General features: G+C 37.0%; 20 protein-coding genes, 1 tRNA gene and 1 other RNA gene. 10 read left to right on the top strand and 12 right to left on the bottom strand.

The genetic code is table 11. From position 1 onward, the window contains the following. Window positions 1-4: 4 nt before the first annotated feature. Entirely contained in the window at window positions 5-589 is a 585-nt protein-coding gene (locus P8I29_04360) for a methyltransferase domain-containing protein (protein MDG1917032.1), read from the bottom strand. Further along, window positions 590-1,999: a 23S rRNA (uracil(1939)-C(5))-methyltransferase RlmD gene (rlmD, locus tag P8I29_04355; GenBank protein ID MDG1917031.1), complete on the bottom strand. Its 1,410-nt coding sequence runs from the start codon at window positions 1,997-1,999 to the stop codon at window positions 590-592. A gap of 84 nt (window positions 2,000-2,083) precedes the next feature. Between rlmD and rocD the strand changes: the two genes are divergently transcribed. From rocD to P8I29_04340, 3 genes are all read left to right on the top strand, one after another. Next, window positions 2,084-3,310, top strand: coding sequence for an ornithine--oxo-acid transaminase (rocD, locus tag P8I29_04350; protein ID MDG1917030.1), 1,227 nt, complete (start codon window positions 2,084-2,086; stop codon window positions 3,308-3,310). 18 nt (window positions 3,311-3,328) lie between these two features. Next, entirely contained in the window at window positions 3,329-3,778 is a 450-nt protein-coding gene (locus P8I29_04345; protein MDG1917029.1) for a hypothetical protein, read from the top strand. Window positions 3,779-3,840: 62 nt separating this feature from the next. Further along, the gene (locus P8I29_04340; protein ID MDG1917028.1) at window positions 3,841-5,994 is read left to right on the top strand and encodes a carboxypeptidase-like regulatory domain-containing protein; all 2,154 of its coding nucleotides are present in this window, start codon (window positions 3,841-3,843) and stop codon (window positions 5,992-5,994) included. 94 nt (window positions 5,995-6,088) lie between these two features. On the opposite strand, the gene P8I29_04335 is transcribed toward P8I29_04340, so the two are convergent. Together P8I29_04335 and nadC are read right to left on the bottom strand one after the other, a co-directional pair. Then, complete coding sequence (locus P8I29_04335; protein ID MDG1917027.1) at window positions 6,089-7,021, bottom strand: YihY/virulence factor BrkB family protein; 933 nt, start codon at window positions 7,019-7,021, stop codon at window positions 6,089-6,091. Beyond that, the gene (gene nadC / locus P8I29_04330) at window positions 7,022-7,861 is read right to left on the bottom strand and encodes a carboxylating nicotinate-nucleotide diphosphorylase (protein MDG1917026.1); all 840 of its coding nucleotides are present in this window, start codon (window positions 7,859-7,861) and stop codon (window positions 7,022-7,024) included. 60 nt (window positions 7,862-7,921) lie between these two features. Here nadC and rlmH point away from each other — a divergent pair, with 60 nt between their 5' ends. From rlmH to P8I29_04315, 3 genes are read left to right on the top strand one after another with little or no spacing between them, the layout of a single operon-like run. Continuing rightward, a complete protein-coding gene (gene rlmH, locus P8I29_04325) occupies window positions 7,922-8,395 on the top strand; it encodes a 23S rRNA (pseudouridine(1915)-N(3))-methyltransferase RlmH (GenBank protein MDG1917025.1) in 474 nt (157 codons plus the stop codon). A 1-nt stretch (window position 8,396) separates the two neighbouring features. Continuing rightward, window positions 8,397-8,975 carry a non-canonical purine NTP diphosphatase gene (locus P8I29_04320; GenBank protein ID MDG1917024.1) on the top strand — a complete coding sequence of 193 codons (579 nt, stop codon included), beginning with the start codon at window positions 8,397-8,399 and terminating at the stop codon, window positions 8,973-8,975. Between the two features lie 44 nt (window positions 8,976-9,019). Next, window positions 9,020-11,125 (top strand): prolyl oligopeptidase family serine peptidase, encoded by a 2,106-nt coding sequence (locus P8I29_04315; protein ID MDG1917023.1) that lies wholly within the window; start codon window positions 9,020-9,022, stop codon window positions 11,123-11,125. A gap of 282 nt (window positions 11,126-11,407) precedes the next feature. Here the strand turns inward: P8I29_04315 and P8I29_04310 are convergent, their stop codons facing one another. The 3 genes from P8I29_04310 to P8I29_04300 form a co-directional block, all read right to left on the bottom strand. Beyond that, entirely contained in the window at window positions 11,408-11,587 is a 180-nt protein-coding gene (locus tag P8I29_04310; GenBank protein ID MDG1917022.1) for a hypothetical protein, read from the bottom strand. 64 nt (window positions 11,588-11,651) lie between these two features. Further along, window positions 11,652-12,416: a C40 family peptidase gene (locus P8I29_04305; GenBank protein MDG1917021.1), complete on the bottom strand. Its 765-nt coding sequence runs from the start codon at window positions 12,414-12,416 to the stop codon at window positions 11,652-11,654. A gap of 65 nt (window positions 12,417-12,481) precedes the next feature. Then, entirely contained in the window at window positions 12,482-13,660 is a 1,179-nt protein-coding gene (locus P8I29_04300) for an acetyl-CoA C-acyltransferase (protein ID MDG1917020.1), read from the bottom strand. Between the two features lie 99 nt (window positions 13,661-13,759). Here P8I29_04300 and P8I29_04295 point away from each other — a divergent pair, with 99 nt between their 5' ends. Next, on the top strand, window positions 13,760-15,865 hold the full coding sequence (locus P8I29_04295; GenBank protein ID MDG1917019.1) for an HDIG domain-containing protein: 2,106 nt from the start codon (window positions 13,760-13,762) through the stop codon (window positions 15,863-15,865). Window position 15,866: 1 nt separating this feature from the next. Here the strand turns inward: P8I29_04295 and P8I29_04290 are convergent, their stop codons facing one another. Both P8I29_04290 and P8I29_04285 read right to left on the bottom strand, forming a co-directional pair. Further along, on the bottom strand, window positions 15,867-16,742 hold the full coding sequence (locus tag P8I29_04290) for a T9SS type A sorting domain-containing protein (protein MDG1917018.1): 876 nt from the start codon (window positions 16,740-16,742) through the stop codon (window positions 15,867-15,869). Continuing rightward, window positions 16,742-17,119: a RidA family protein gene (locus tag P8I29_04285; protein MDG1917017.1), complete on the bottom strand. Its 378-nt coding sequence runs from the start codon at window positions 17,117-17,119 to the stop codon at window positions 16,742-16,744. The genes P8I29_04290 and P8I29_04285 overlap by 1 nt, the downstream gene beginning before the upstream one ends. Before the next feature lie 33 nt (window positions 17,120-17,152). Between P8I29_04285 and rnpB the strand changes: the two genes are divergently transcribed. Together rnpB and P8I29_04275 are read left to right on the top strand one after the other, a co-directional pair. Next, an RNA gene (gene rnpB, locus P8I29_04280) (RNase P RNA component class A) lies at window positions 17,153-17,448 on the top strand. A gap of 40 nt (window positions 17,449-17,488) precedes the next feature. Next, entirely contained in the window at window positions 17,489-18,421 is a 933-nt protein-coding gene (locus P8I29_04275; GenBank protein MDG1917016.1) for a hypothetical protein, read from the top strand. 6 nt (window positions 18,422-18,427) lie between these two features. Here the strand turns inward: P8I29_04275 and trxB are convergent, their stop codons facing one another. From trxB to P8I29_04260, 3 genes are read right to left on the bottom strand one after another with little or no spacing between them, the layout of a single operon-like run. Further along, entirely contained in the window at window positions 18,428-19,366 is a 939-nt protein-coding gene (trxB, locus tag P8I29_04270) for a thioredoxin-disulfide reductase (protein MDG1917015.1), read from the bottom strand. A gap of 41 nt (window positions 19,367-19,407) precedes the next feature. Continuing rightward, window positions 19,408-20,556, bottom strand: a complete 1,149-nt coding sequence (locus P8I29_04265) for a DUF4249 family protein (GenBank protein ID MDG1917014.1) — start codon at window positions 20,554-20,556, stop codon at window positions 19,408-19,410. Between the two features lie 5 nt (window positions 20,557-20,561). Then, on the bottom strand, window positions 20,562-22,904 hold the full coding sequence (locus P8I29_04260; protein ID MDG1917013.1) for a TonB-dependent receptor: 2,343 nt from the start codon (window positions 22,902-22,904) through the stop codon (window positions 20,562-20,564). An 89-nt stretch (window positions 22,905-22,993) separates the two neighbouring features. On the opposite strand from P8I29_04260, the gene P8I29_04255 reads away from it, so the two are divergent. Next, window positions 22,994-23,071: transfer RNA gene (locus P8I29_04255), tRNA-Pro, on the top strand. The last annotated feature ends 169 nt before the right edge of the window (window positions 23,072-23,240 follow it).

The raw sequence follows: 23,240 nt of genomic DNA, 5'->3' as shown, positions 1-23,240 counted from the left end.
TAAGTTAAGCAATCTTGTTTTTAAAAGAAATAAATAATTCTCTTCCTTTTCTTGCTTCAATAGAATTTGTTGCCGTTTTCATTTGTTGAATATGGTAATGTGTAGAAAAAAGCGCTTCATATTCTTCTTTTGTTCCACCAAAAGGAGGGTGGTCGTTTCCAAATTCTTCAGCGAATAAGAGACCAATTATTTTGCCATTTTTCTTGAGTAATTTTGAACTGTGACTGACATAGTCTTTTCTCAACTTAGGGTCTATAGCACAAAAGAAGGTTTGTTCAATGATGAGGTCGTATTGTCCGGTATGCTCAAAGAAATCACCTTCTATCAACTGACTTTTTGAAAAGCTATCCACTCGTTTAGAAAAGTCCGCTAATGCTATAGGTGATAGATCAATAATAGTTACGTTTTTAAAGCCCTTTAGGTGTAAGTATTCTGCCTCATAGGCTCTGCCGCAACCGGGAATTAGTATAGCTAAATCCTTGTTTTCTATGCTGTCAATAAATGTTTTTAGGGGGGTAGAGGTGTAACCAATATCCCAAGCTGTTTGTTCGGTTTTATAGCGGTTATTCCAAAATTCTTTATCTAGCATCTATCGTTTTTCTAATAAGACCACATTTTCTACATGGAAAGTCTGCGGGAACATATCAACAGGCTGTACTTTGCTCACTTTATAATGTTCATTCATTAGTGCCAAATCCCTAGCTTGAGTAGCTGGATTACAACTAACATAAACGATACGTTTGGGGTTCACGTCTAATAGCTGACCAACTACTTTTTTGTGCATACCATCTCTTGGTGGGTCGGTAATAATTACGTCAGGCTGACCGTTTTTGCGAATAAAATCTTCGGTAAATATTTCTTTCATATCGCCGACATAAAACTTGCAGTTATCGATGCCGTTATTTCTGGCATTTTCTTTGGCAGCTTCAATGGCCTCTGGAACGGATTCTACTCCGATTACTTTCAATGCTTTTTTGCCAACAAATTGAGCAATTGTGCCTGTTCCTGTGTACAAATCGTAAACAATATCGTCTTTTTCTATTTGGGCAAAATCCCTAGCAATTTTATATAATTCATATGCCTGTTTGGAGTTGGTCTGGTAAAACGATTTTGGTCCAATCTTAAATTTTAATCCTTCCATCTCTTCATAAATACAATCTTGGCCATGATAGGTGATTATATCTAAATCGAATATAGTTTCATTGCCCTTACTGTTAATGGTATAAAGCAAAGATGTGATTTCAGGAAATTGTTCTTTGATATGATCGAGTAAGCCCTCTCTATTTTTCTCATCTTCGTAGAAGAATTGAAATAAAGCCATTATCTCTCCTGTGCTACTCATTCGAATGGTAAGCGCTCTTAGAAAGCCCTCTTTTTCGGCAATATCAAAAAAGTCCAATTCGTGTTCAATAGCATAATCTCTAGCGGCTTTACGTATAGCATTGGAAGGTTCTGCTTGTAAGTGGCATTCGTTAAGGTTAATAACCTTGTCCCAAAACCCTGCTACTCTAAAACCAGCACCATTACGGTCAGTTATTTCATGTCCTTCTGCACTTTCTTCTTCGGTTATCCAACGCCTGTTGGTAAAGGCGAAATCCATTTTGTTACGGTAGCGAAATTCATTTTCGCAACCTAAAATAGGATTAACTTCGGGTAATTCTATCCCACCTAGTCGGCTAAGCGAATCGATTACTTCTTTTTGTTTGAATTCGAGCTGATGCTCGTAACCCATAAATTGCCATTTGCAACCTCCACAAAGTCCAAAATGTTCACATTTGGCCTCTCTTCTTCTTTCGGAATAAGAATGAAATTTGACAGGTCTGCCTTCTAAAAAAGAACGTCTTTTTTTATGTACCAACACATCGCATACATCGCCAGGTACAGCTCCTTCTACAAAAAGAACGAGTCCGTTTTCTAGTCGAGTAACGGCCTTTCCTTTGGCTCCTGCATCTGATACATGTACATTTTCTAAAAGTATCTTTTTCCTCTTTCTTCCCATGTCGCAAATATAGAATTTTAAGGGCTGTATTATGAGTTAAAAATCATTGATTTTTCTAACTTTGCTTTTTAAAAATTACTCACTATGTACTCATCACAAGAACTTATTGAAATAGAAGAAAAATTTGGTGCTCATAACTATCACCCTCTGCCTGTTGTTTTGTCAAAAGGTGATGGAGTGCATGTTTGGGACGTTGAAGGAAAGCAATATTTTGATTTTCTTTCTGCTTATTCAGCTGTTAATCAGGGGCATTGTCACCCTAAAATCATTAAAGCACTAACAGATCAAGCTGCTACACTAACGCTTACGTCTAGAGCTTTTCATAACGATATACTGGGGCAATACGAAAAATTCATCACTGACCTATTTGGTTACGATAAGGTATTGCCAATGAATACGGGTGTTGAAGGTGGAGAAACGGCTAATAAATTAGCTCGTAAGTGGGGTTATATGAAGAAAGGAATTGCTGAAAATAAAGCCCGTATCATTTTTGCAAAAGGCAATTTTTGGGGACGTACTTTAGCTGCTATCTCTAGTTCTGATGATCCTACTTCATACACCGGTTTTGGACCTTTTATGCCAGGGTATGATTTAATCCCTTACAATAACTTAGAAGCATTAGAAACAGAATTGAAAGACCCTAACGTCTGTGCTTTTATGGTAGAACCTATTCAAGGTGAAGCAGGTGTTGTAGTACCTGACGAAGGTTACCTTGCAGGTGTTCGTAAATTATGTAGTAAGTACAACGTTTTATTCATTGCAGATGAAGTACAGACGGGTATTGCTCGTACAGGAAAAATGTTAGCTTGTGATTTTGAAGATGCCAGACCAGATATTTTAATCCTTGGTAAAGCCCTTTCTGGTGGTGTGTTGCCTGTTTCTGCAGTCTTAGCAGATGATGACGTTATGTTATGCATTAAAGCCGGTGAACACGGTTCTACATTTGGTGGAAACCCTTTAGCATGTAAAGTTGCTCAAGCAGCATTAGAGGTTGTTCTTGACGAAAAATTAGCAGAAAATGCAGAGGTATTAGGTGAAGTTTTTAGAACTGAGTTAAGAAATAGAATTGGTGGACTTAACATTGTTTCTTTAGTAAGAGGTAAAGGGCTTTTAAATGCTATTGTTATCAACGATACAGAAGATAGTTCAACCGCTTGGGATATGTGTATGGCTCTTAGAGATAATGGGCTTTTAGCTAAGCCTACTCATGGGAATATCATTCGTTTTGCTCCTCCTTTGGTTATTAGCAAAGAGCAATTGTTAGAGTGTATAGACATCATTGAAAGTACTTTGAAGACGTTTGAAAAATAAATTTTGTAAATTTACTGAGTGAAGAAAATAGTTAGACATACCATTAGTATCATCATTTGCACCTTTATGTTGGTGGGTGTTATTGGTATTCCAGTTATTTTTAGTCATACTCACAATCCAGAATATAGTATAGAACAATTAGAGGAGGAAACGCCAGTTTGTGAATCTGCAACCCTTTGCTGTGGTACAGAAGAAAAACCACAGGAAAGTCTAACAAAAAATAACTGCAATTGCAGTTTGTTAGCTTCTTGCTGCTGTTGTTTTTTTGATGTTCGTTTAGTGTCATTTACATTTGATGCACCTACTTACAGCTCACTTGTTTCGCCATCTTTTGTTCAAGCCTATGAGTATGATTTGGGGCAAATACAAATGGTGTTTTATTCCTCACGATTGCAATTTTATCTAGATTTGCCTCCGCCAAAACCTTATTCCCAAAACCTATCACTTTTCCAAGTATTCCGAATTTGATTATCGACAGAATCTCATAGCCTTAACATTTAAGATTAAATACTAACGTCAATAATTAAATTATGAAATATATATTTTTAATGGCCTTTCAATTGAGTGCTTTGTTTATTTATGCACAGGGGCAGATAAAAGGAAAAATAAACGATCAAAATGGATTACCTCTTATAGGAGCTAACATAGTTGTAGAAAACACTACAATAGGGACAACTTCTGATGTAAACGGTAAGTTTAAACTAGAATTCGATAAATTGCCAGTTAATATTAAGGTAACTTATATTGGTTTTCAACCAAAAACTATTGAGGTAAAGAATCAATCTTTTCTAACGGTATCACTTAGCGAGTCGGTAGAAATAGATGAAGTTAAAGTTGAAGCTACAATAAGCACTACCGAATTATCTATGGTTAACCCCTTGCAAGTGCAAAAAATTTCGAGCAAAGAATTGCAAAAAGCAGCATGTTGTAATCTGTCAGAAAGCTTTGAAACCAACGTAACTGTAGATGTAACTTTTTCTGATGCCGTATCAGGAGCTAAACAAATACAAATGTTAGGTCTAGATGGTGTATATACCCAAATCACTCAAGAAAATGTTCCTCTTATTAGAGGGCTTTCTTCATCTTATGGTTTGTCCTATGTGCCCGGAACGTGGATAGAGTCTATCCAAGTAATTAAAGGAGCGGGTTCTGTTATCAATGGTTTTGAGTCCTTTACAGGGCAAATTAATTTGGAATATTTCAAGCCTGAAAATGCCGATAAAATGTATTGGAATTTTTATACCAATTCAGAGAGCAAGTTTGAAAACAACTTGCAATTCGCTAAGAAAACAGGCAAATGGCAAAGTAATTTGTTTACTAGTATCAATTATCACGATAAAGAAATTGATGAAGATAAAAATGGCTTTTTAGATATGCCTCATATGAAGTCTTTCAACATACTCAATAGGTGGGTAAGGGAGGATGAAAGACATCGGTTTAATTTTACTGGGCGATTTTTAACTGAAAACAGAGAAGGTGGGCAATTAGATAATGTTATCAACCCTTACAAAGTTGTTATTGATAACACTTTAATGGAGTTTAGTTCCAAGACAGGATTTAAGATGCCAGATACTCCAAATAAAAGCTTTGGTGTTCAAACGGCTTTTAGAAGACACCAACAAGATATTCAGTTTGGACTAACAGACTATAATGGTTTGCAAGAAAGTGCCTACATCAATTTAATACGTCAAACTTACCTCAAACACAATCATCATGTCTTAAAGTATGGTATGAGCTCCTATGCCGATAGATATCAAGAGAGTTATCAGGATAAAACCTTTGATAGAACGGACTTGACTACGGGTTTGTTTTCAGAGTATAGCTATACTTCCCCTAATCAAACGGTTTTGGTTGCTGGTTTTCGTGTCGATTATCATAATGAACAAGGCTTAAACTATACACCTAGGCTAAATTTTAAAATTAACCCTACAGAACAAACGGTGGTTAGGTTGTCAGCAGGACGAGCAATGCGAATTGCAAACCCTATTGCTGAAAACACCAATTATTTTGCTTCATCTAGAACCTTTGAGATAGAAGACGATTTAGATGTGGAGTTAGCCTTAAATTATGGTGTGAATGTGACCCATTGTTTCAAATTGTTTGATAGAGAAGCGACTTTTAATGCTGATGCTTATAGAACCCAATTTGAAAATCAAGTGGTGGTAGATGTAGAAGATCCTTCGAAATTACGTTTTTATAACCTAGACGGTGAATCTTATTCTAATAGTTTTCAGTTTGACTTAAATTACGAGTTATTTGAACGCTTTGACATTAAGTTGGCATACAAGATTAACGAGGTTTATTCCACTTTCGTCGGTATGAAAAAGTTGTCTCCATTAGTACCTAAAGAGCGTGCCTTGGTTAATTTGGCATATGCTACTGACCACCTTAACAAATGGATGTTCGATTTAACTTGGAATTACATTGGTGAGAGTCGAATTCCTCAACACCAATTGATAGATAAAACGACTTCAGATCCATTCTATGTTATCAATAGTCAAGTGACTAAAAAGTTCAAAAACTTTGACGTTTATCTTGGCGGCGAAAACTTATTGAGCTACAGACAGGAAAATCCTATATTGGGAAGCAATGATCCATATGGTGGTGACTTTGATGCTTCTTTAATTTGGGCACCTGTTATGGGACGTTTGATTTATACTGGAATACGCCTAAAAATTAACTAATGAAATTAGGATAATGTTAGCTAAAAATATTTTCTAGATGTTGTTTGCTAAAATAATGATGGGAGTTGTTGCTATTGGCTTACTCATTGCTCTTTTACTTTTTTTGGAAAAAATCGATAAAAGAAGATGATTTGACGTGCTCTTTTGCGCTAAAAATACTTGCGTTGAGCTCAAAGCCAATAAGCATAACAATAGCATTAAAGTACATCCATAGTAGAATAACAATTAGCGTTCCTATTGAGCCATAGAGTTTGTTGTACTGGCCAAAATGGTCTATGTATAGTCCAAAGCCCATTGAGGTAATGATGATAAATACGGTTGCTAATATAGAGCCCGGAGATATCAAGCTCCAATGTGTCTTTTTAGTAGGGCCGTATTGAAACAAAATCGATAAGCCACCAAATAGGAAAGCCAATAGTATTATCCATTTTCCGATTAGCATAAGGGTTATTGAGCTTTGTTTGAGTATGCCCAAATCCACAAAGTAATTACTAGCAAACTGTGTGAATACGATAAGAGCAACAGCAACAATAAGCATCAGTGATAGCATTAGCGTAAGTCCTAGAGCTATTAGTCGTTGTTTCCACATACCTCTACTCTCGGAAATGTGATAGGAACTATTAAAAGCCTCCATCAATGAGTTTATGCTATTGGTAGAAAAATACAAGGCCATCAAAAAACCAAATGATAGTAAACCACCTCTAGGATGATTGATTATATCGGTAATAGTTTTAAATGCCGATTCGTTAGTGCTTGGTGGCAACACCTCGCCCAAAAGACCTAATAGAATTTCTTGAAAATTATCGACAGGAATGTAGGGGATTAGCGTAAAGAAGAAAATAAGAGCAGGAAACAAAGCCAAGAAAAAATTAAATGCAATAGAGGAGGCTCTAGTTGTGATAGCTCCTTTTTCTAGGCCTTCAATAAAAAAATGAGCCACATCGTAGAGGTTCATACCACTAAAGCCAGGAAGAACAAGGTGTTTGCTCCAATCAACCAGAAATGACAGACGTTCTTTGAGTTTCATTTAAATAGCTTTCAGGCTTAAATCTAAGCTGTTGACAGAATGTGTTAATGCGCCCACAGAGATAAAATCTACTCCACTCAAGGCGTGTTCTCTGATAGTTTCTTCAGTTATGCCTCCAGATGCTTCTGTTTCGTATTTGCTATTGATGCGTTCTACTGCTGTTCGTGTATCGGCATAGCTGAAGTTATCCAACATAATACGTTGTATGTTACCTGCTTTTAGTATTTCATCCACTTCTTGCAAGTTTCGAGCTTCTACTTCAATAGGAATATTTATTCCTTTGTTCTTTTGATAGTTATTGGCTTTCTCAATGGCAGCAGCTATTCCCCCAGCAAAATCGATATGATTGTCTTTTATCATCATCATATCGTAGAGACCAAAACGGTGATTGACTCCACCACCAATTTTTACGGCCCATTTTTCCAACAAACGAATGCCTGGTGTAGTTTTTCGAGTATCTAGCACCTTAGCTTGTGTGCCTTGCAATAATTGTACTATATGACGTGTTTTTGTAGCAATTCCACTCATGTGTTGCATACAATTTAGGACGAGTCTTTCGGCAGTTAGAATAGAAGAGGATGGGCCTTCTACTATAAAAGCCACATTGCCGATTGCCATACTTTCTCCATCTTTCATCAGTGGAAAAAACTGAATATCTGGATTAACTTTTTCAAAAATAGCTTGGGCTACTTCCATACCAGCAAGTACACCATTCTCTTTAACTAATAGTTGAGCTTTACCAATGGCTGTATTTGGAATACAGGCTAGGGAAGTGTGGTCGCCCTCTCTAATATCTTCATTTAGAGCGAATTCTATGAAGGTATTTAATTCTTCTTTCATACCTGTGTTTTTCTATCCAACAAAATGACTAATATTGTGGCAAATTACAAAACTTTTTTGGTGAAAATAGTAGTATTAGCAATTGGAAAGACCGATGAAAGTTGGATACAAGAGGGAATAGATAAGTATTCTAAGCGATTGAAACATTATATTTCTTTTGAATTTCAGATTATTCCGGATTTAAAAAATCGTAAGAACTTATCAGAAAGTCAGCAAAAAGAACAGGAGGGGAGACTGATATTAAAACAAGTACAGAATACCGATTTACTCATTTTGTTGGACGAAAAAGGCAAGGAGTTTCATTCTAAAGGCTTTTCGGATTTTTTACAACAAAAGATGAATGCAGGTATCAAACGTTTGGTATTTGTTATTGGTGGACCTTATGGTTTTAGTGCTGAGGTCTATGCTCAAGCCACTTCTAAGATAGCTCTTTCCAAGATGACTTTTTCACATCAGATGATACGCCCATTCTTTGCCGAACAAATTTACCGAGCCTTTAGTATTCTTAATAACGAACCCTATCACCATCAATAAAATGAAATTAGTATTTGCTACCAATAACCCCAATAAACTAGCTGAAATACGTATGCTTGTGCCTTCTAGTATAGAGATATTGAGTTTACAAGATATCAATTGTAAGGAAGAGCTGCCTGAAACCTCGGATACTTTGGAAGACAATGCTGCCCAAAAAGCCTTTTATGTCTTTGACAATTACGGCTACAACTGTTTTGCTGACGATACTGGACTAGAAATAGAGGCTTTGGACGGTCGACCAGGTGTATATTCGGCACGTTATGCTGGAGAAGATTGTATTGCCGAAGATAATATGCAAAAAGTATTGTCAGAGATGAAAGACCAAGACAACAGAGATGCTTGTTTTAGAACTATTATCTCATTAGTGATAGACGGCAAAGAATTTCAATTTGAAGGCGAGGTGGAGGGGCAAATAATACCTGAAAAATGGGGCGATAAAGGTTTTGGTTATGACCCTATATTTTTACCAGACGGGTATGAGGAAAGCTTTGCCCAAATGTCTATCCAACAAAAAAATGAGATCAGTCACCGAGGCTTAGCAGTGCAAGAACTTATTGTTTTCTTAAAAAAGAAGATTTAAAAAAAAACAGAATTTTTATATTTGTGAAAACTAAATTTATCCACATGAAAACAACTTATTTTTTAGCATTACTATTAGTTTTTGCCTCTTGTCAATCTAAAATCTCAATGAAAGAATATCCTAAGACTGAAAAAAAAGAAGTTATTGATACCTACTTTGGTGTTGAGGTAGTAGACAATTACCGTTGGTTAGAAGATGATAGGAGTGAAGAAACAGCCCAATGGGTAAAACAACAAAATACAGTAACCTTTGATTTTCTTAATCAAATTCCTATTAGGGCAGAGTTGAAAAACAGATTAGAGAAAGTATGGAACTATGAAAAGCTGTCTGCACCATTCAAAAGAGGTGATTACACTTATTTTTATAAAAATGACGGTTTACAGAATCAATACGTTATTTATAGAGAAAAGGGTGATGAGCAAGAAATCTTTTTAGATCCAAACTCTTTTTCTGATGATGGTACAGTTTCTTTAAGTTCATTGAGTTTTTCCCCAGACGGTAGCTTGGCAGCCTATTCTATTTCTGAAGGTGGTAGCGATTGGCGAAGTGTAATCGTTATTGATGCGCTAACTAAAGAAATCATCGAAGATACTTTAGTTGACATCAAATTTAGTGGTGTGAGTTGGAAAGGTAATGAAGGTTTTTATTATTCGAGTTACGACAAGCCTAAGGGAAGTGAGCTATCGGCTAAGACCGACCAACACAAGTTGTATTATCATAAACTAGGTACGAGCCAAAAAGACGATATAGTGGTCTTTGGTGCTAATGAAAAACACCGTTACGTTTGGGGTGGGGTTAGTGACGATGGACGTTTTTTAACTATTTCGGCATCCATGTCAACTAGCGGAAACAAGCTATTCATAAAAGATTTGAATCAAGAGAATTCGCCTATTATAAACATGGTCAATGATTACGATAGCGATAGCTATGTTTTGCACAACGAGGGCGATTTACTCTATATTGTTACCAACAGAAATGCTCCTAATAAGAAAGTAGTAACTGCATCATTCCAAAACCCCCAAGTGGAGTATTGGCAAGAATTTATTGCAGAAACAGAACAAGTTTTGAGTCCTAGTTATGGTGGCGGTTATTTCTTTGCACATTATATGATTGATGCTATTTCTAAAGTTTATCAGTTTGATACTGAGGGTCAGAATTTGGGTGAGCTTCAATTGCCGGGTGTTGGTAGTAGTCGTGGATTTTCATCAAAAAAAGAAGAGAAAACGCTGTATTATAGTTTTACCAATTACCATTCGCCGGGTGTTATTTATAAGTACGATGTGGATAGTAGAGAGTCGGAGCTGTATTGGCAGCCTAGTATAGATTTTAATTCCTCGGACTTTGTGTCCAAACAAGTGTTTTATACTTCCAAAGACGGTACTCAGATACCCATGATTATTACGCATAAAAAAGGACTAGACTACGATGGTAATAATCCGACTATTCTGTACGGGTATGGAGGTTTTAATGTCAGTTTAACGCCAAGTTTTAGCATTAGTAAAGCCGTATGGTTAGAACAAGGAGGAGTGTATGCAGTAGCTAATCTGCGTGGTGGTGGAGAATACGGCAAAGAATGGCATATAGCAGGTACACAAATGCAAAAGCAAAATGTATTTGACGATTTTATAGCGGCTGCAGAATACCTTATCCATAATAAGTTCACTTCATCCGATTATTTAGCTATTGATGGTCGTTCTAATGGTGGCCTTCTTGTAGGTGCAACTATGACACAACGACCAGATTTGATGAAAGTAGCTTTACCAGCGGTGGGTGTTTTGGATATGTTGCGTTATCATACCTTTACGGCAGGAGCAGGTTGGGCTTATGATTATGGGACATCCGATGATTCTAAAGAAATGTTTGAGTATTTGAAAGGCTATTCGCCTGTGCATAATGTAAAGCAGGGGGTAAGCTATCCAGCCACTATGGTACTGACTGCTGACCACGATGATAGGGTAGTACCGGCACATTCTTTTAAGTTTATAGCTGAATTGCAAGACAAACACCAAGGTCATAATCCAGTATTGATACGCATAGAAACCAATTCAGGACATGGCGCAGGAACACCTATTTCTAAGCAAATAGAAGAAACGGCAGACATTATAGCATTTACCCTATACAATATGGGAGTAGATGAGTTTAAGGAGTAGAAAGTAAGTAGTACAAACTGTTTTCGCCAAAGAAGTCTAAATGTTATTAAATATAATGGGAATATTTAGCTAGAAATTTTTTAAAAAGTATTTCTCTTATTTAATAAAAGATAAGAAAAAAGAAAAGACAGATAAAGTAGGTGGTGCATCTGGTCTTAAAGTCCAGGACGCCTTGCTTTAACTGTCTTTAAGGTTTTAAATATACAAAATATGACTGACTTCAGCAAATTCTTGCGTTTTCGTCATTTCATTATTCATCTTTATTTTTTTTCTTCTTTTTTCTCATAGTATCGTGCTAATAGAGCCATAGCAGATAGCAGTACCATAAAACAAAAAGTTAAAGAGGAATGTCCAGATGTTAAAATCCCTTTCTTTATGGTAGTAAAATAAAGCCATTATCCCGGAGAAAATAATTCCTGAAACTAGCCCTGATTTTAGTGAAGACTTGCTTTCTTTTTTCATAGTGAAGTAGATTTAAGTCCTATAAAGGTATGAAAAACTTTAAAGCGAATGTTTATAAAAGGCTTTAGACGATGCTTTTTATAAGTCGTAGTTTGTGGGTGTGTTTGCGTTCTTCGGCATTGAATATACCCTGTTGGTCGAGTCGGTCTATGCGCACTTTTCCAGAGGCGTGTATGATGAAATTGTTTTCTAAGATGATACCCACATGAATAATTTTACCTTCATTGTTGTCGAAAAAGGCTAAGTCTCCAGCTTCTGATTCTTCTATAAAACTTAGTGTAGTTCCTATCTCAGCTTGTTGGTAAGCATCTCTAGGAATTTCTTTTCCATGCAGACGATAAATCATCTGTGTAAAACCCGAGCAGTCAATACCAAAAGGTGTTCTTCCACCCCACAAGTAGGGAGTGTTGAGGTATAACATAGCGTTATCTACCATCATCTTTTTATCGTGGTATCCAGAAGTGCTATCGCCTTGGTGGGTGTAGGTTTTATCCTTGATTTGAAATTGATGGTCTTTGTAAAAGGGTAGTGAGCTACCTAGCGGTACGGTTTGGTGAGTGTCTTGCACCACCATGTCTAGCAATTCGGTGGTAAGTGTGGGGTCGTGGCGTTCGAGTTCTTCGTAGGTGTTTTTCTCAATCTCTGACCATTGTTTGTTGCAAATCCAACCTTCGTACTTGTCGTGTGCCAAACGTATTTTACTCCATTTTACTCTAGCTTCCAGCACCTTAAAATGTTCACCAAATAGAATTTGATTGACCATCTCTGCTTTGTCCGATGCCTCTGCACGTATAGGGACTATTGCTAATTCTGAAATTCCGTATTTCATCCAAGACAAAAGTAAAAAAAAAGCCCACTTATGAAAGTGAGCTTTTACGATTAATTCTTTAAAGCTTAAATCATCTCTACGACCATAGCAGATGCACCACCACCACCGTTGCAGATTCCTGCTGCTCCGATTTTAGCATTGTTTTGCTTTAGTACGTGCAATAGGGTAACGATGATTCTCGCTCCTGAACAACCCAGAGGGTGACCTAAGGATACAGCACCACCATTAACATTTACTTTAGAAGCGTCTAAGCCTAGCTTTTCTATGTTAGCTAACCCTACTACCGAAAAGGCTTCGTTCAATTCAAAGTAATCCACATCGCTAGTTGCTATATTAGCTTTTTCCAAAGCAATAGGCAGAGCCTTAGCTGGTGCAGTGGTAAACCACTCTGGTTGGTGAGCGGCATCGGCATAACTGCGTATCTTAGCAATAGGCTTAAGTCCTAATTCGACGGCTTTGTCAGCACTCATCAATACAAGGGCAGCAGCTCCGTCATTAAGGGTAGAGGCATTAGCAGCGGTTACGGTTCCTTCCTTATCAAATACAGGGCGAAGAGCAGGAATTTTTTCCATCTTCACGTTTTTGTATTCCTCATCTTCAGAAACGATTAGGTCATCACCACGTCTTTGTGGGACAGCCACTGACACCACTTCATCCTTGAATTTACCATTTTGCCAAGCGGCAGTACTCCTGTTGTATGATTCTATTGCAAAAGCATCTTGTTGTTCTCTGCTAAAGTTCATCTCTTTGGCACATAATTCAGCACAGTTACCCATATGTACTTTATTGTACACATCCGTTAGTCCGTCTTTTACTAAGCCGTCTACTAACTTCATATCGCCCAACTTCTGACCGTTTCTTCCTTTAGCAAAATAATGGGGTACGCTAGACATATTTTCCATACCACCAGCTACCACCACATCGTTATCCCCAGACATAATACTTTGAGCGGCTAACATAATGGACTTCATACCAGAAGAACAGACTTTGTTAATGGTTGTGCAAGGTACTTCTTGAGTCAAACCAGCAGCTAAGGCGGCTTGTCGTGCTGGGGCTTGTCCTAAGTTGGCTTGAAGGACATTACCCATATATACCTCGTCCACTTTATCGGCTGATAAACGGACTTTTTCTAATGCACCTTTGATAGCTACACCACCAAGGTGGGTAGCAGATACGCTTGAAAATACACCGCCAAAACTTCCGATAGGAGTACGAACGGCGGATACTATTACTACATCTTTCATATTATTTTTTGGTTTGGATACTATGCTGCGAAGTTAAATAAAATGGACAAGTAAAGGGGGTTTGTAAACTTGTTATTTATTGGTATTTTAGTCGGCGATATGCGATTAAACTTCCCTTCTGAAATAAGGAATAATTATTACAAAATTCAAAAAGTTGTTCTTTTCCTGTTGGCAACAATCCTTATTGTTTGGATGTTCCCCAACAAAGCATCATTTAAGTTTGAGTTTCAAAAGGGCAAACCTTGGCTACACGAAACACTAATTGCGCCCTATGATTTTCCTGTATATAAGTCTAGTGAGCAATTAGTCGACGAGCAAGATCAATTACGCAATAACCTAAAACTCACATTTGTATTAGATGAATCTGTCTATGATATCAAGGCAGAAGAATTTATCTCTAATTTTGAGCAAAAATGGGCTACTGACAAAAAGGTTACTAAAGATGCTCGTTTTACATTTTTTAACCTCAATAAGAAGAAGAATAAAAAAACCAAAAAAGAAAAATTAGCTAATTATGGCTTAAAGGTTCTCCAAAATCTATACGCTACTGGGATTATTCAGATGGTTGACGATATTGAATTTAAAGATAGCGACTATGAGATTATCGTCATGAAACAAAATGTCGGTGAAGTACTTCGCTTAGGAGATTTATTCACCATAGAATCGGCATCCAAAAAAGCCTACGATTTAAAAAATATTTCTGAAGAAGAATCGAATTTTCTATCACCATTGATATTAGAAATGCTCAAGCAAAATGTTTTCTATGATGAAGACGCTACCAATAAAATGCTTGAGAGTGAGCTTAACGCTATTTCTAAAGGTTTAGGTATGGTACAGCGTGGTGAGGTTATTATTTCACAAGGGGAATTGGTGACAGAAAGCAACTTTCAAGAATTAGAATCTTATCGTCAGCGATATGAAGGAGAGAATTGGCAAGAAAGCTCAGAGAATTGGCTAAGTTTTGGTCAGTCGCTTCTGGTATTGGTCGCTTTTTTAATCTTGTTTTTATTTCTCAAACAATTCAGAATTGAGGTGTTTAATGATAATAAAAAGGTGACTTTTATCTTGACACTTATTACTTTAATGGTGTTTATGGCTTCCATGTCGCTAACGGCTAGTAATAAGCTAATTTTTCTCATGCCCTTTTGCTTATTACCAATTATTATAAAAGCCTTTTTTGACACACGTTTAGCCCTATTTACTCACTTAATAGCGGTTATCATAATTGGTTTTATTGTTCCTAATAGCTTTGAGTTTATTTATCTGCAACTGATGGCAGGTATTGTATCTATTTTGTCTGTTTTGCAGATGTATAAAAGGGCGCAATTGTTTGTGTCTGCAGCCAAGATAATAGCCATTTATTTCGTGGCTTATTTTGCGATGGCTCTTACTCAAGAGGGTAGCCTAGACAATATTGAGTGGATGAACTTTGTATGGTTTGCAGCTAATGGTGCTCTGACGCTTTTTGCTTATCCGTTGATTTTTGCTTTCGAGAAAACCTTTTCTCTCGTTTCCGATGTTTCATTATTGGAGCTTTCAGACACCAATAGTCCTTTGCTTAGAGAATTGGCACAAGTAGCACCTGGCACATTCCAACACTCTATACAAGTAGCTAATCTTGCTGAAGAAGGTATTTTAGAAATAGGAGGTAATGCCTTATTGGTAAGGGCAGGAGCATTGTACCATGATATCGGTAAAATGAAAAACCCTCAGTTTTTTATAGAAAATCAAATCTCTGGCATTAACCCTCACGATGATTTGAGCTTTGAAGAAAGTGCTGGTGTGATTATTAATCACGTCAAAAATGGTATCAGTATTGCTAAAGAAAACAATTTGCCTGACGAACTTATTGACTTTATCAGAACCCATCACGGAACTACTATGGTGGGTTATTTTTATAAGCAATATGTAGCGAGTTTCCCTGATGAAATCGAGGCGGCAGAGAAGTTTACCTATCCCGGTCCGAAGCCGTACTCTAAGGAAACAGCAGTCTTGATGATGGCAGATTCTGTAGAGGCAGCAGCACGAAGTTTGAAGTCGCCTACACTAGAAAATATAGATAAGTTAGTAGAGAGTATTATCAATACTCAAATTGACAACGAACAGTTTGTAAACGCTGATATTACTATGAAGTCTATTACTCAAATTAAGAAACTGTTCAAGAAGAAATTACAAAGTATTCACCACGTTAGAGTGGAGTATTGATTTAGTTAATCATTACTCGTTTAGCATCTACCTTTTTACCGTTTACAGATAATCGAATACTATAAATTCCACTATTCAAAGACGGCTTTTTCAATGGTATTTTATGCAATTGTTTATTGCAATTACCTTTAAAGAGTACGGTTGATTGTCGTCCCATAATATCACAAATATCGATAGTAACTTCTGCTTTTGTATTGTTGTAGAAGCTAATCTCAAAGTTTTCAACTATGGGATTAGGTGCAATGGCTTGTATCTTGCTAGAAATGTCATTTCTATTGAAGTCTGGAGTATTGACTGTTTGAGGTTCTACATTGAGGTAGATGTCAAAAACCCCATTAAGGTTAGAATTGTCATCGGTGCTTAAAGGTATAATCCTATCTACTGCTGAGGGGTCAGATGCCCATGGGTCAATATCTATTGTGGTATCCCCTTCGAAATACAATTGAGTAACAAACTCAGGATTATTTTTATATACCACTTTATAATGTATATGACTAGGTCTATAGTACGAACCGTTTAGGTACTTGCCCGGTTGAATACTTTCAAAAGCATAGTTGCCTGCTTCATCGGTGTAAATTTTACCTCTGTAATCAATATCTTCATAAGAACCATCGTTATTGGCTTGCCATACATCTATCAATGCATTAGATAAAGGCGTAACACAATCTTTAGCATAAACTGTCCCAGTGATGTATAAGCGTGGTACATCGGCCACGGCTGGAGCTATATTGCTGATGTTTGGCGCACCTTCTATAAAATAAGGGCCGAGTATATCGCTAGTACTGATACATTCCACCTCAGCAAATAGCTGTTTGAATGGTACAAAGGGCAGGATAGAGGCCGTTATGAATGATTTTAAGGCTTGTCTTCTTTTCATTATTTACTAGCGATTAGTGATATTTCAACATTAACATTTTTGGGTAATACACTGACTTGTACCGCTTCTCGAGCTGGCGGATTGTGATCAAAGTACTCTGCATATACTGAATTGATGTCTGCGTATTGATTCATATCTTTTAAAAAGATAGTGCACTTCAATACATGGGAAAAATTCATTTCAGCGGCTTCTAAAACAGCTTGTAGATTTTTCATTACCTGGTGGGTTTCATCGGTAATATTATTCGTAATTAAACTCCCGTTTTTAGGATTTATAGCAATTTGCCCTGAGGTATATAAGGTGTTGTTGGATAGTATAGCTTGACTATATGGACCTATAGTTTCAGGAGCATTTGGTGTATGTATCACTTTTTTCATTGTACTAAGATAGTATTTTTTACATTTGCCATAGTAGTAATGGACTTCATCGCTTTCGTAAGGAAGAGGAAAGTCCGGACACCATAGAGCAGCATAGCGGATAACATCCGTCCACCGTAAGGTGAGGACAAGTGCAGCAGAAAGCAAGTACAGTTCGGCTGTAGTGAAAACAGGTAAACTCTATGCGGTGCAATGCCACGTATACCGAGAACAGGGACTGCTCGTTCAATCTCGGGGGGTAGGCAGCTCAAGCTAGTTAGTAATAACTAGCGTAGATAAATGATGAGGCTCGAAAGAGAACAGAATCCGGCTTATGAATTACTACCTGCTGCCCCTCGTGGGCAGCTTTTTTTTATATAGTTTTGTTAGATGAAAAAATGGATTTGTGTTTTTTTTACGTTCCTCAATCTGCAACTTTCTGCTCAAGACGGTATTGTTAAGTCGGTGATGTTAGACTCTGTTATGGTTTCTGCAGTTAGTTCCGGTTTTAGTGTTGAGGATTTTGTTGACATGGTTAAGAGCGACACTAGTTTTTATCAAGGATTTAAAAACCTACGCTATTACGCTCATCAATACTCTAGTGAGTTGGAAATATATGATGTTAAAAACAATTCTATTGGTTTTTTATTTCGTCAAGGGAATTATGAAGTCAATAATAATAAGTTAGTGGTTAAGGTAGATTCATCTTATAATGATGGAAAGATTTATAACAGAAGAGGCAAATACCGACATTATACTCCCGAATTTTTTGATTATATCTTTTTTCCTGAAGACACTGTGGAAGTTAGTAAATACAGCTCTAAAGATAAGTCTACAGATGGTGAAAGTGCCAATGAAAGAAATGAAAGAGATGCTAAAGTCATCATTTTTAATCCTGGCTCTGTTGAAGTTGAGAAGTCGGGTAGTAAAAAAGAGAAGTTAGCGGTCTTTGATGAATCTATGCAGAAATATTATGATTATATCATTTCGAAGAAAACGTATAAAGATACTCTAGAGTGCTATGCGTTTGTGTGTCGTATGAAAAGCGATTTGACTGAAGACGATCAAGATGAAGTGCTTATCCGTGAGCTAGTATCTTACTTCGATAGAAATACATTCAATGTAGTCTATAGAAAATACGTTATGCAATACGATTATTGGCTTATAGAACTAAACGTTACAGTAGATGTAGAGATGGGTTATACCAAAGACAAGCTTATCCCTACTTATATCAATTATAGTGGATTTTGGGATATCCCATTCAGCAAACCAGAGGTTGCCGATTTCAAACTTTGGAATTCCGATTTTATAATTACCGATTAATATACTTTATTCTTGAGCAGCTAAAAAGCGTTCAGCATCTAGAGCAGCCATACAGCCTGTACCAGCAGAAGTAACTGCCTGACGATAAACGTGGTCGGCAACATCACCAGCAGCAAAAACCCCAGGTATCTTAGTTTTAGAAGTACCAGCTTCAACTATCAAATAGCCATTATCATCCATATCCAATTGCCCTTTGAAAAGATCGGTATTAGGCTTATGACCAATAGCAACAAAAAATCCAGTAGCAGGAATTACAGTTTCTTCTTGAGTTTGGTTGTTGAAGGCAGTTACACTTTCAACCCCTTTTTCACCATTGATGCTTTTGGTTTCATGATTGAAAAGAACAGTAATGTTATCAGTGTTGAATACTCTTTTTTGCATAGCTTTGGATGCTCTCATTTCATCTCTACGCACGAGCATAGTCACTTTAGTACATAACTTAGCTAAATAGGTCGCTTCTTCGGCTGCAGTATCACCAGCACCAACTACCACCACTTCTTGACCTTTATAGAAGAAGCCATCGCATACAGCACATGCCGAAACACCAAATCCGTTAAGGCGTTCTTCATCAGGAATACCTAACCATTTGGCAGATGCTCCAGTACTGATAATTACGGTTTGAGCCAATACATTTTTGTTGCCATCAATCTCTACTTTAAATGGTCTTTCAGAAAAATCAACTTTGGTAACCATTCCCCAACGTGTATCGGTATCGAAACGTTCGGCTTGGGCTTTAAAATCTTCCATCATTTTAGTGCCATCAACACCATTAGGGTAGCCAGGATAATTGTCAACCTCAGTAGTTGTTGTAAGTTGTCCGCCAGGCTGTAAACCTTGTATGACAACAGGTTTTAAATCTGCTCTTGCAGCGTAAATAGCTGCTGTATAACCAGCAGGTCCAGATCCAATAATTAAGACTTCAATATTTTCTAATTCTTCTGACATAAAAGTGTTGTTTTAAAATGGGAATTAATTCGGATTCAAATTTATAATATTTCTGTGATAATAGGATAATATCTTTCGATATATGTGGTATCTTCTTTAGCAATGACTTTGTAATAAATAGAGGCTTGTCCATAAAACACACCATAGCCATTAGTTACATTAGATTGTAGGTTTATAGGTTCGGCAAAGGGATTACCATTACTACTCGCTTGATAGTCTAATGAACGCCAAAATAGAAACGATTTATTATCGATTTGGCTTATTCTAACTAAAACGGTATCAGGATAGACATTTCTATCGTGTTCAGGCAAAGTTTGTCCTGCTTTGAAATAGCCTTGCTCATCTTGTTCGAATATTACTTCGTCAAAAGTTGCCGATAGCGTAGAGCTCAGATTTCCTCTTTGAAAATAGGTGTCGAAAGAAGTGCCATTAAGCCCTTCAAAATCATTTCTTACGAATCCCCATAATGCTTTAGCAAATAGTGGGTCACTTGTTTGTTTTACAGTAAATGTATTTGGCAAATTTCCATCAGGAGGGTTATCACCCCAAAAGACTTCTTTGGTATGTGCAAGGCGTTTGTGCTCTATCATAATGGTATTGCCAAGTGTATCGGGGTCGGAATAGTGAAACCAGATGTTACCTAAATTAGGTCGTGGTGCCATCTCATCAATTTCAAACCAAAGGCTGTCCATAAGGTGTTCGTTTGGAATGGTTGTTGTTGCAAATAATGAGTCTTGGTCAACGATAACCGAAATAGAAAAGCTTTTATTATATTCTGCTAGAGTAGAGTAGGGGGGTGGTAGAAAAATATCGAAAGGCCATTCTACATAAAACCCAGGAAACAAGACAGCAATAGAGTCCAGTGTAGCGTCTATCTCATCTATTCCGGTTAAAGGGATAGCATTAATATTGACGAGTTCAACCGTTTCGCCACTTTCGTTGCTCATAGTGATTGTTGCATTGTTAACAAATAGGTTATCGATTGTTTGGTCAGTTATTGCCGAAAAATAAGGCTCTGTTCTAGTAACGATAGCATAAGCAGGGTATCCTGGTTGAATAACCGATTGTACAACGATTTTACTTTCTGTGTTTCCTTGTGAAAAATCAACCTCCTGTTCAAATTCAAAAAACTTCTCGCAACCAGAGAAAAGGAGGGCGGTTAGAATTAGTATTGATGAAATGTATTTCATATTCATTAAAAGTTAAAATTCCATGCTATTGATGGTATGATTGGAAATATGGATATTTGTAACGCTTTAGGCTCTAAGCCACCATCTGTTAAGTTTCCTTCGCCTTCTAAATCAAAATATATAAAGTATGGGTTTGCTCTATTGTAGAGGTTGTAAATAGAGAAATTCCATGAGGAGTTAAAGCGTTTTTTTGCTTTGTTTTTGGTGTAGGTTGCCGACAAATCCATTCGATGATAAGCAGGCATTCTGTAACTGTTTCTATCAGCATATTCGGTGAAAACTTCGCCATCGAGAACATAGCGGTCAAGAGCTGGAGTAAGGGTGTTTCCTGTGGCATAAACAAATACTGCTGAAATTATCCAATTGTCATTAAGCTCGTGGGTAGCGGTTAAGGATAAGTCATGAGTTCTATCGTATTTGGCGGGGAAACCTATTCCATTGTTTAAATTTTCAAAATAGCGTGTGGTTTTAGAAATGGTATAACCCAACCATCCTGTTGTTTTACCCACTCTTTTCTTGATAAAAAATTCTAGTCCATATGATTCGCCATTACCAAAGGTAAACGACTTGTCCGATGATGTGTTGGTATTGTCTTCAGGCAAAGCACCTTCTTTGTATTCGATGAGGTTATCCATCTTCTTATGATAAGCTTCTATGGATGTTTCCCATTTGTTGTCCAGCCAATTTTTGAATATACCGACAGCGAATTGTCTGCCGTATTGTGGTTTAATAATTTTAGAGCTTGGCACCCATAAATCGGTAGGAAGAGAAACACTAGAAAGAGAAGCCAAATGTATGTATTGGTAGTTTTGGGTATAGGCTGCTTTGACAGAACTATTTTTATTCAGTTTGTACCTCATTGTCAGACGAGGTTCTATATGTCGGTGGTGATTGGCTGTATCACCAGTGAACTCATTTTTGAAGTAGTTTCTTATCGTTACAGGGCCGCCAAATTGAAAACTACTGTATCGAAGTCCTGCGTGAATTTTTAGTTGGTTATTAAGTTCTATATCATCAGATAAGTATAGTGCGCCTTCATTGGAATATTGTTTGAATATAGACTCGGGCTCAAAAACAACCTCGCCAGAACGACCAGTTACGCTCCCTGGCACAAAAGTATGATAGGTGAAGTGTGAACCAAATTTGATACTGTGCTTATAGTTAGGTAAATAAGAAAAATCTATTTTAGTATTCCAATCGGTAATACTTGAATTAAGCTTGAACTCAAAATCGTTTTGCTCGGCACCAAATGAAAATTGATAGTCACTAAAAATAACAGAGGTATTAACAAAAAGCTTGTCACTAAAAAGGTGATTCCAACGCATGGAAGCCGTTGCATTCCCCCAAGGAATATCAAATTTAAAGCCTCTGTCTTTATTTATAAAGCTGAATACATCTCTACCAAAATACCCGCTCAAAAAGAGTCTGTCTTTGTCAGAAATTCTGTAGTTAACCTTTGAGGTAAGGTCAAAGAAATAGTATCCAGTCCCTTTGAACGCTGAGGTGTCGTTTATGAGTGGGTTTACCAAAACATCGATATATGTTCTTCGAGCTGAAAGAATAAACGAACTGGTGTCTTTCTTGATAGGGCCTTGCAAGGTAAGTTTTGAGGATATAAGTCCTAAGCCGCCGTCTACTTCAAACTTTTTACTGTTACCTTCTTTCATAGAGATGTCCAATACCGATGCCAAACGACCACCGTATTGAGCAGGCATGCCCCCTTTGATGAGGTTTATATCTTTAATGGCATCCGCATTGAATACAGAGAAAAAACCGAATAGGTGTGAGGCATTGTATACCGTGGCTTCATCTAGTAGAATAAGGTTTTGGTCTGGTCCACCACCACGAACGTAAAAACCCGAACTGCCTTCTCCAGAAGATTGTACACCTGGCAAAAGCTGAATGGTTTTGAGTACATCTACTTCACCCATAAAGGCAGGTAGTTTTTTGATGTTTTTTACGTCAATTTTTAACTGACTCATATTGGTAGATTGCACGTTTTTATCAGCACCTTCGGATTCAATAACCACTTCTGCTGTTGTTATGGCATTGGTTTCTAAAGCTAAATTTAACCTAGTGTCTTTGTTGAGTTTAATGCTTTTTTGTTGGGTTTTTAATCCGATAAATGAATAATCAACAGTATAATTTCCTTCTTCAATAGTCAAAGAATAAAAACCATATTGATTTGTTGATACACCTTTTAAGGACTCTTTGAGATGCACCGTTGCGCCTATTAGGTATTCGCCTGTTTCGTTGTCTTTGACATATCCACTAAGAGTATATTTTTCTTGAGCAAAAAGAGTTATAATAAAAAAACAGAAGGTTAGTGATAAAAGGTATTTTTTCATTGTGGGTAATGAATGGAATTTTATTTTTGCAAAGTTAAAACAATTCGGCGTTTGTTTATTTGATATTCGTCACAAAGATGTTTTAATTTCGGGATGTAGCTTAGTCCGGTTAAAGTGCGCGTCTGGGGGGCGCGAGATCGGAGGTTCGAATCCTCTCATCCCGACCACATTTTTACTCCATTTTCTAGGGATTTGATCACAAATCCCTTTTTAATTTATTGATTTTTAAGGGTTTACGTTTTTTAAGTAGTGAAATTTTAATCAAAAACACTAATAGTTTGTATATATGCTATATATACAAATTATATAAAAACTGTATATGATTTAATTTCAGCG

It is taken from the genome of Flavobacteriales bacterium, from assembly GCA_029248105.1.
Classification (GTDB): Bacteria; Bacteroidota; Bacteroidia; order Flavobacteriales; family UBA7312; genus UBA8444.
The sequence above is the reverse complement of the archived record's forward strand: the minus strand, read 5'-3'. Positions and strand labels throughout refer to the sequence as shown.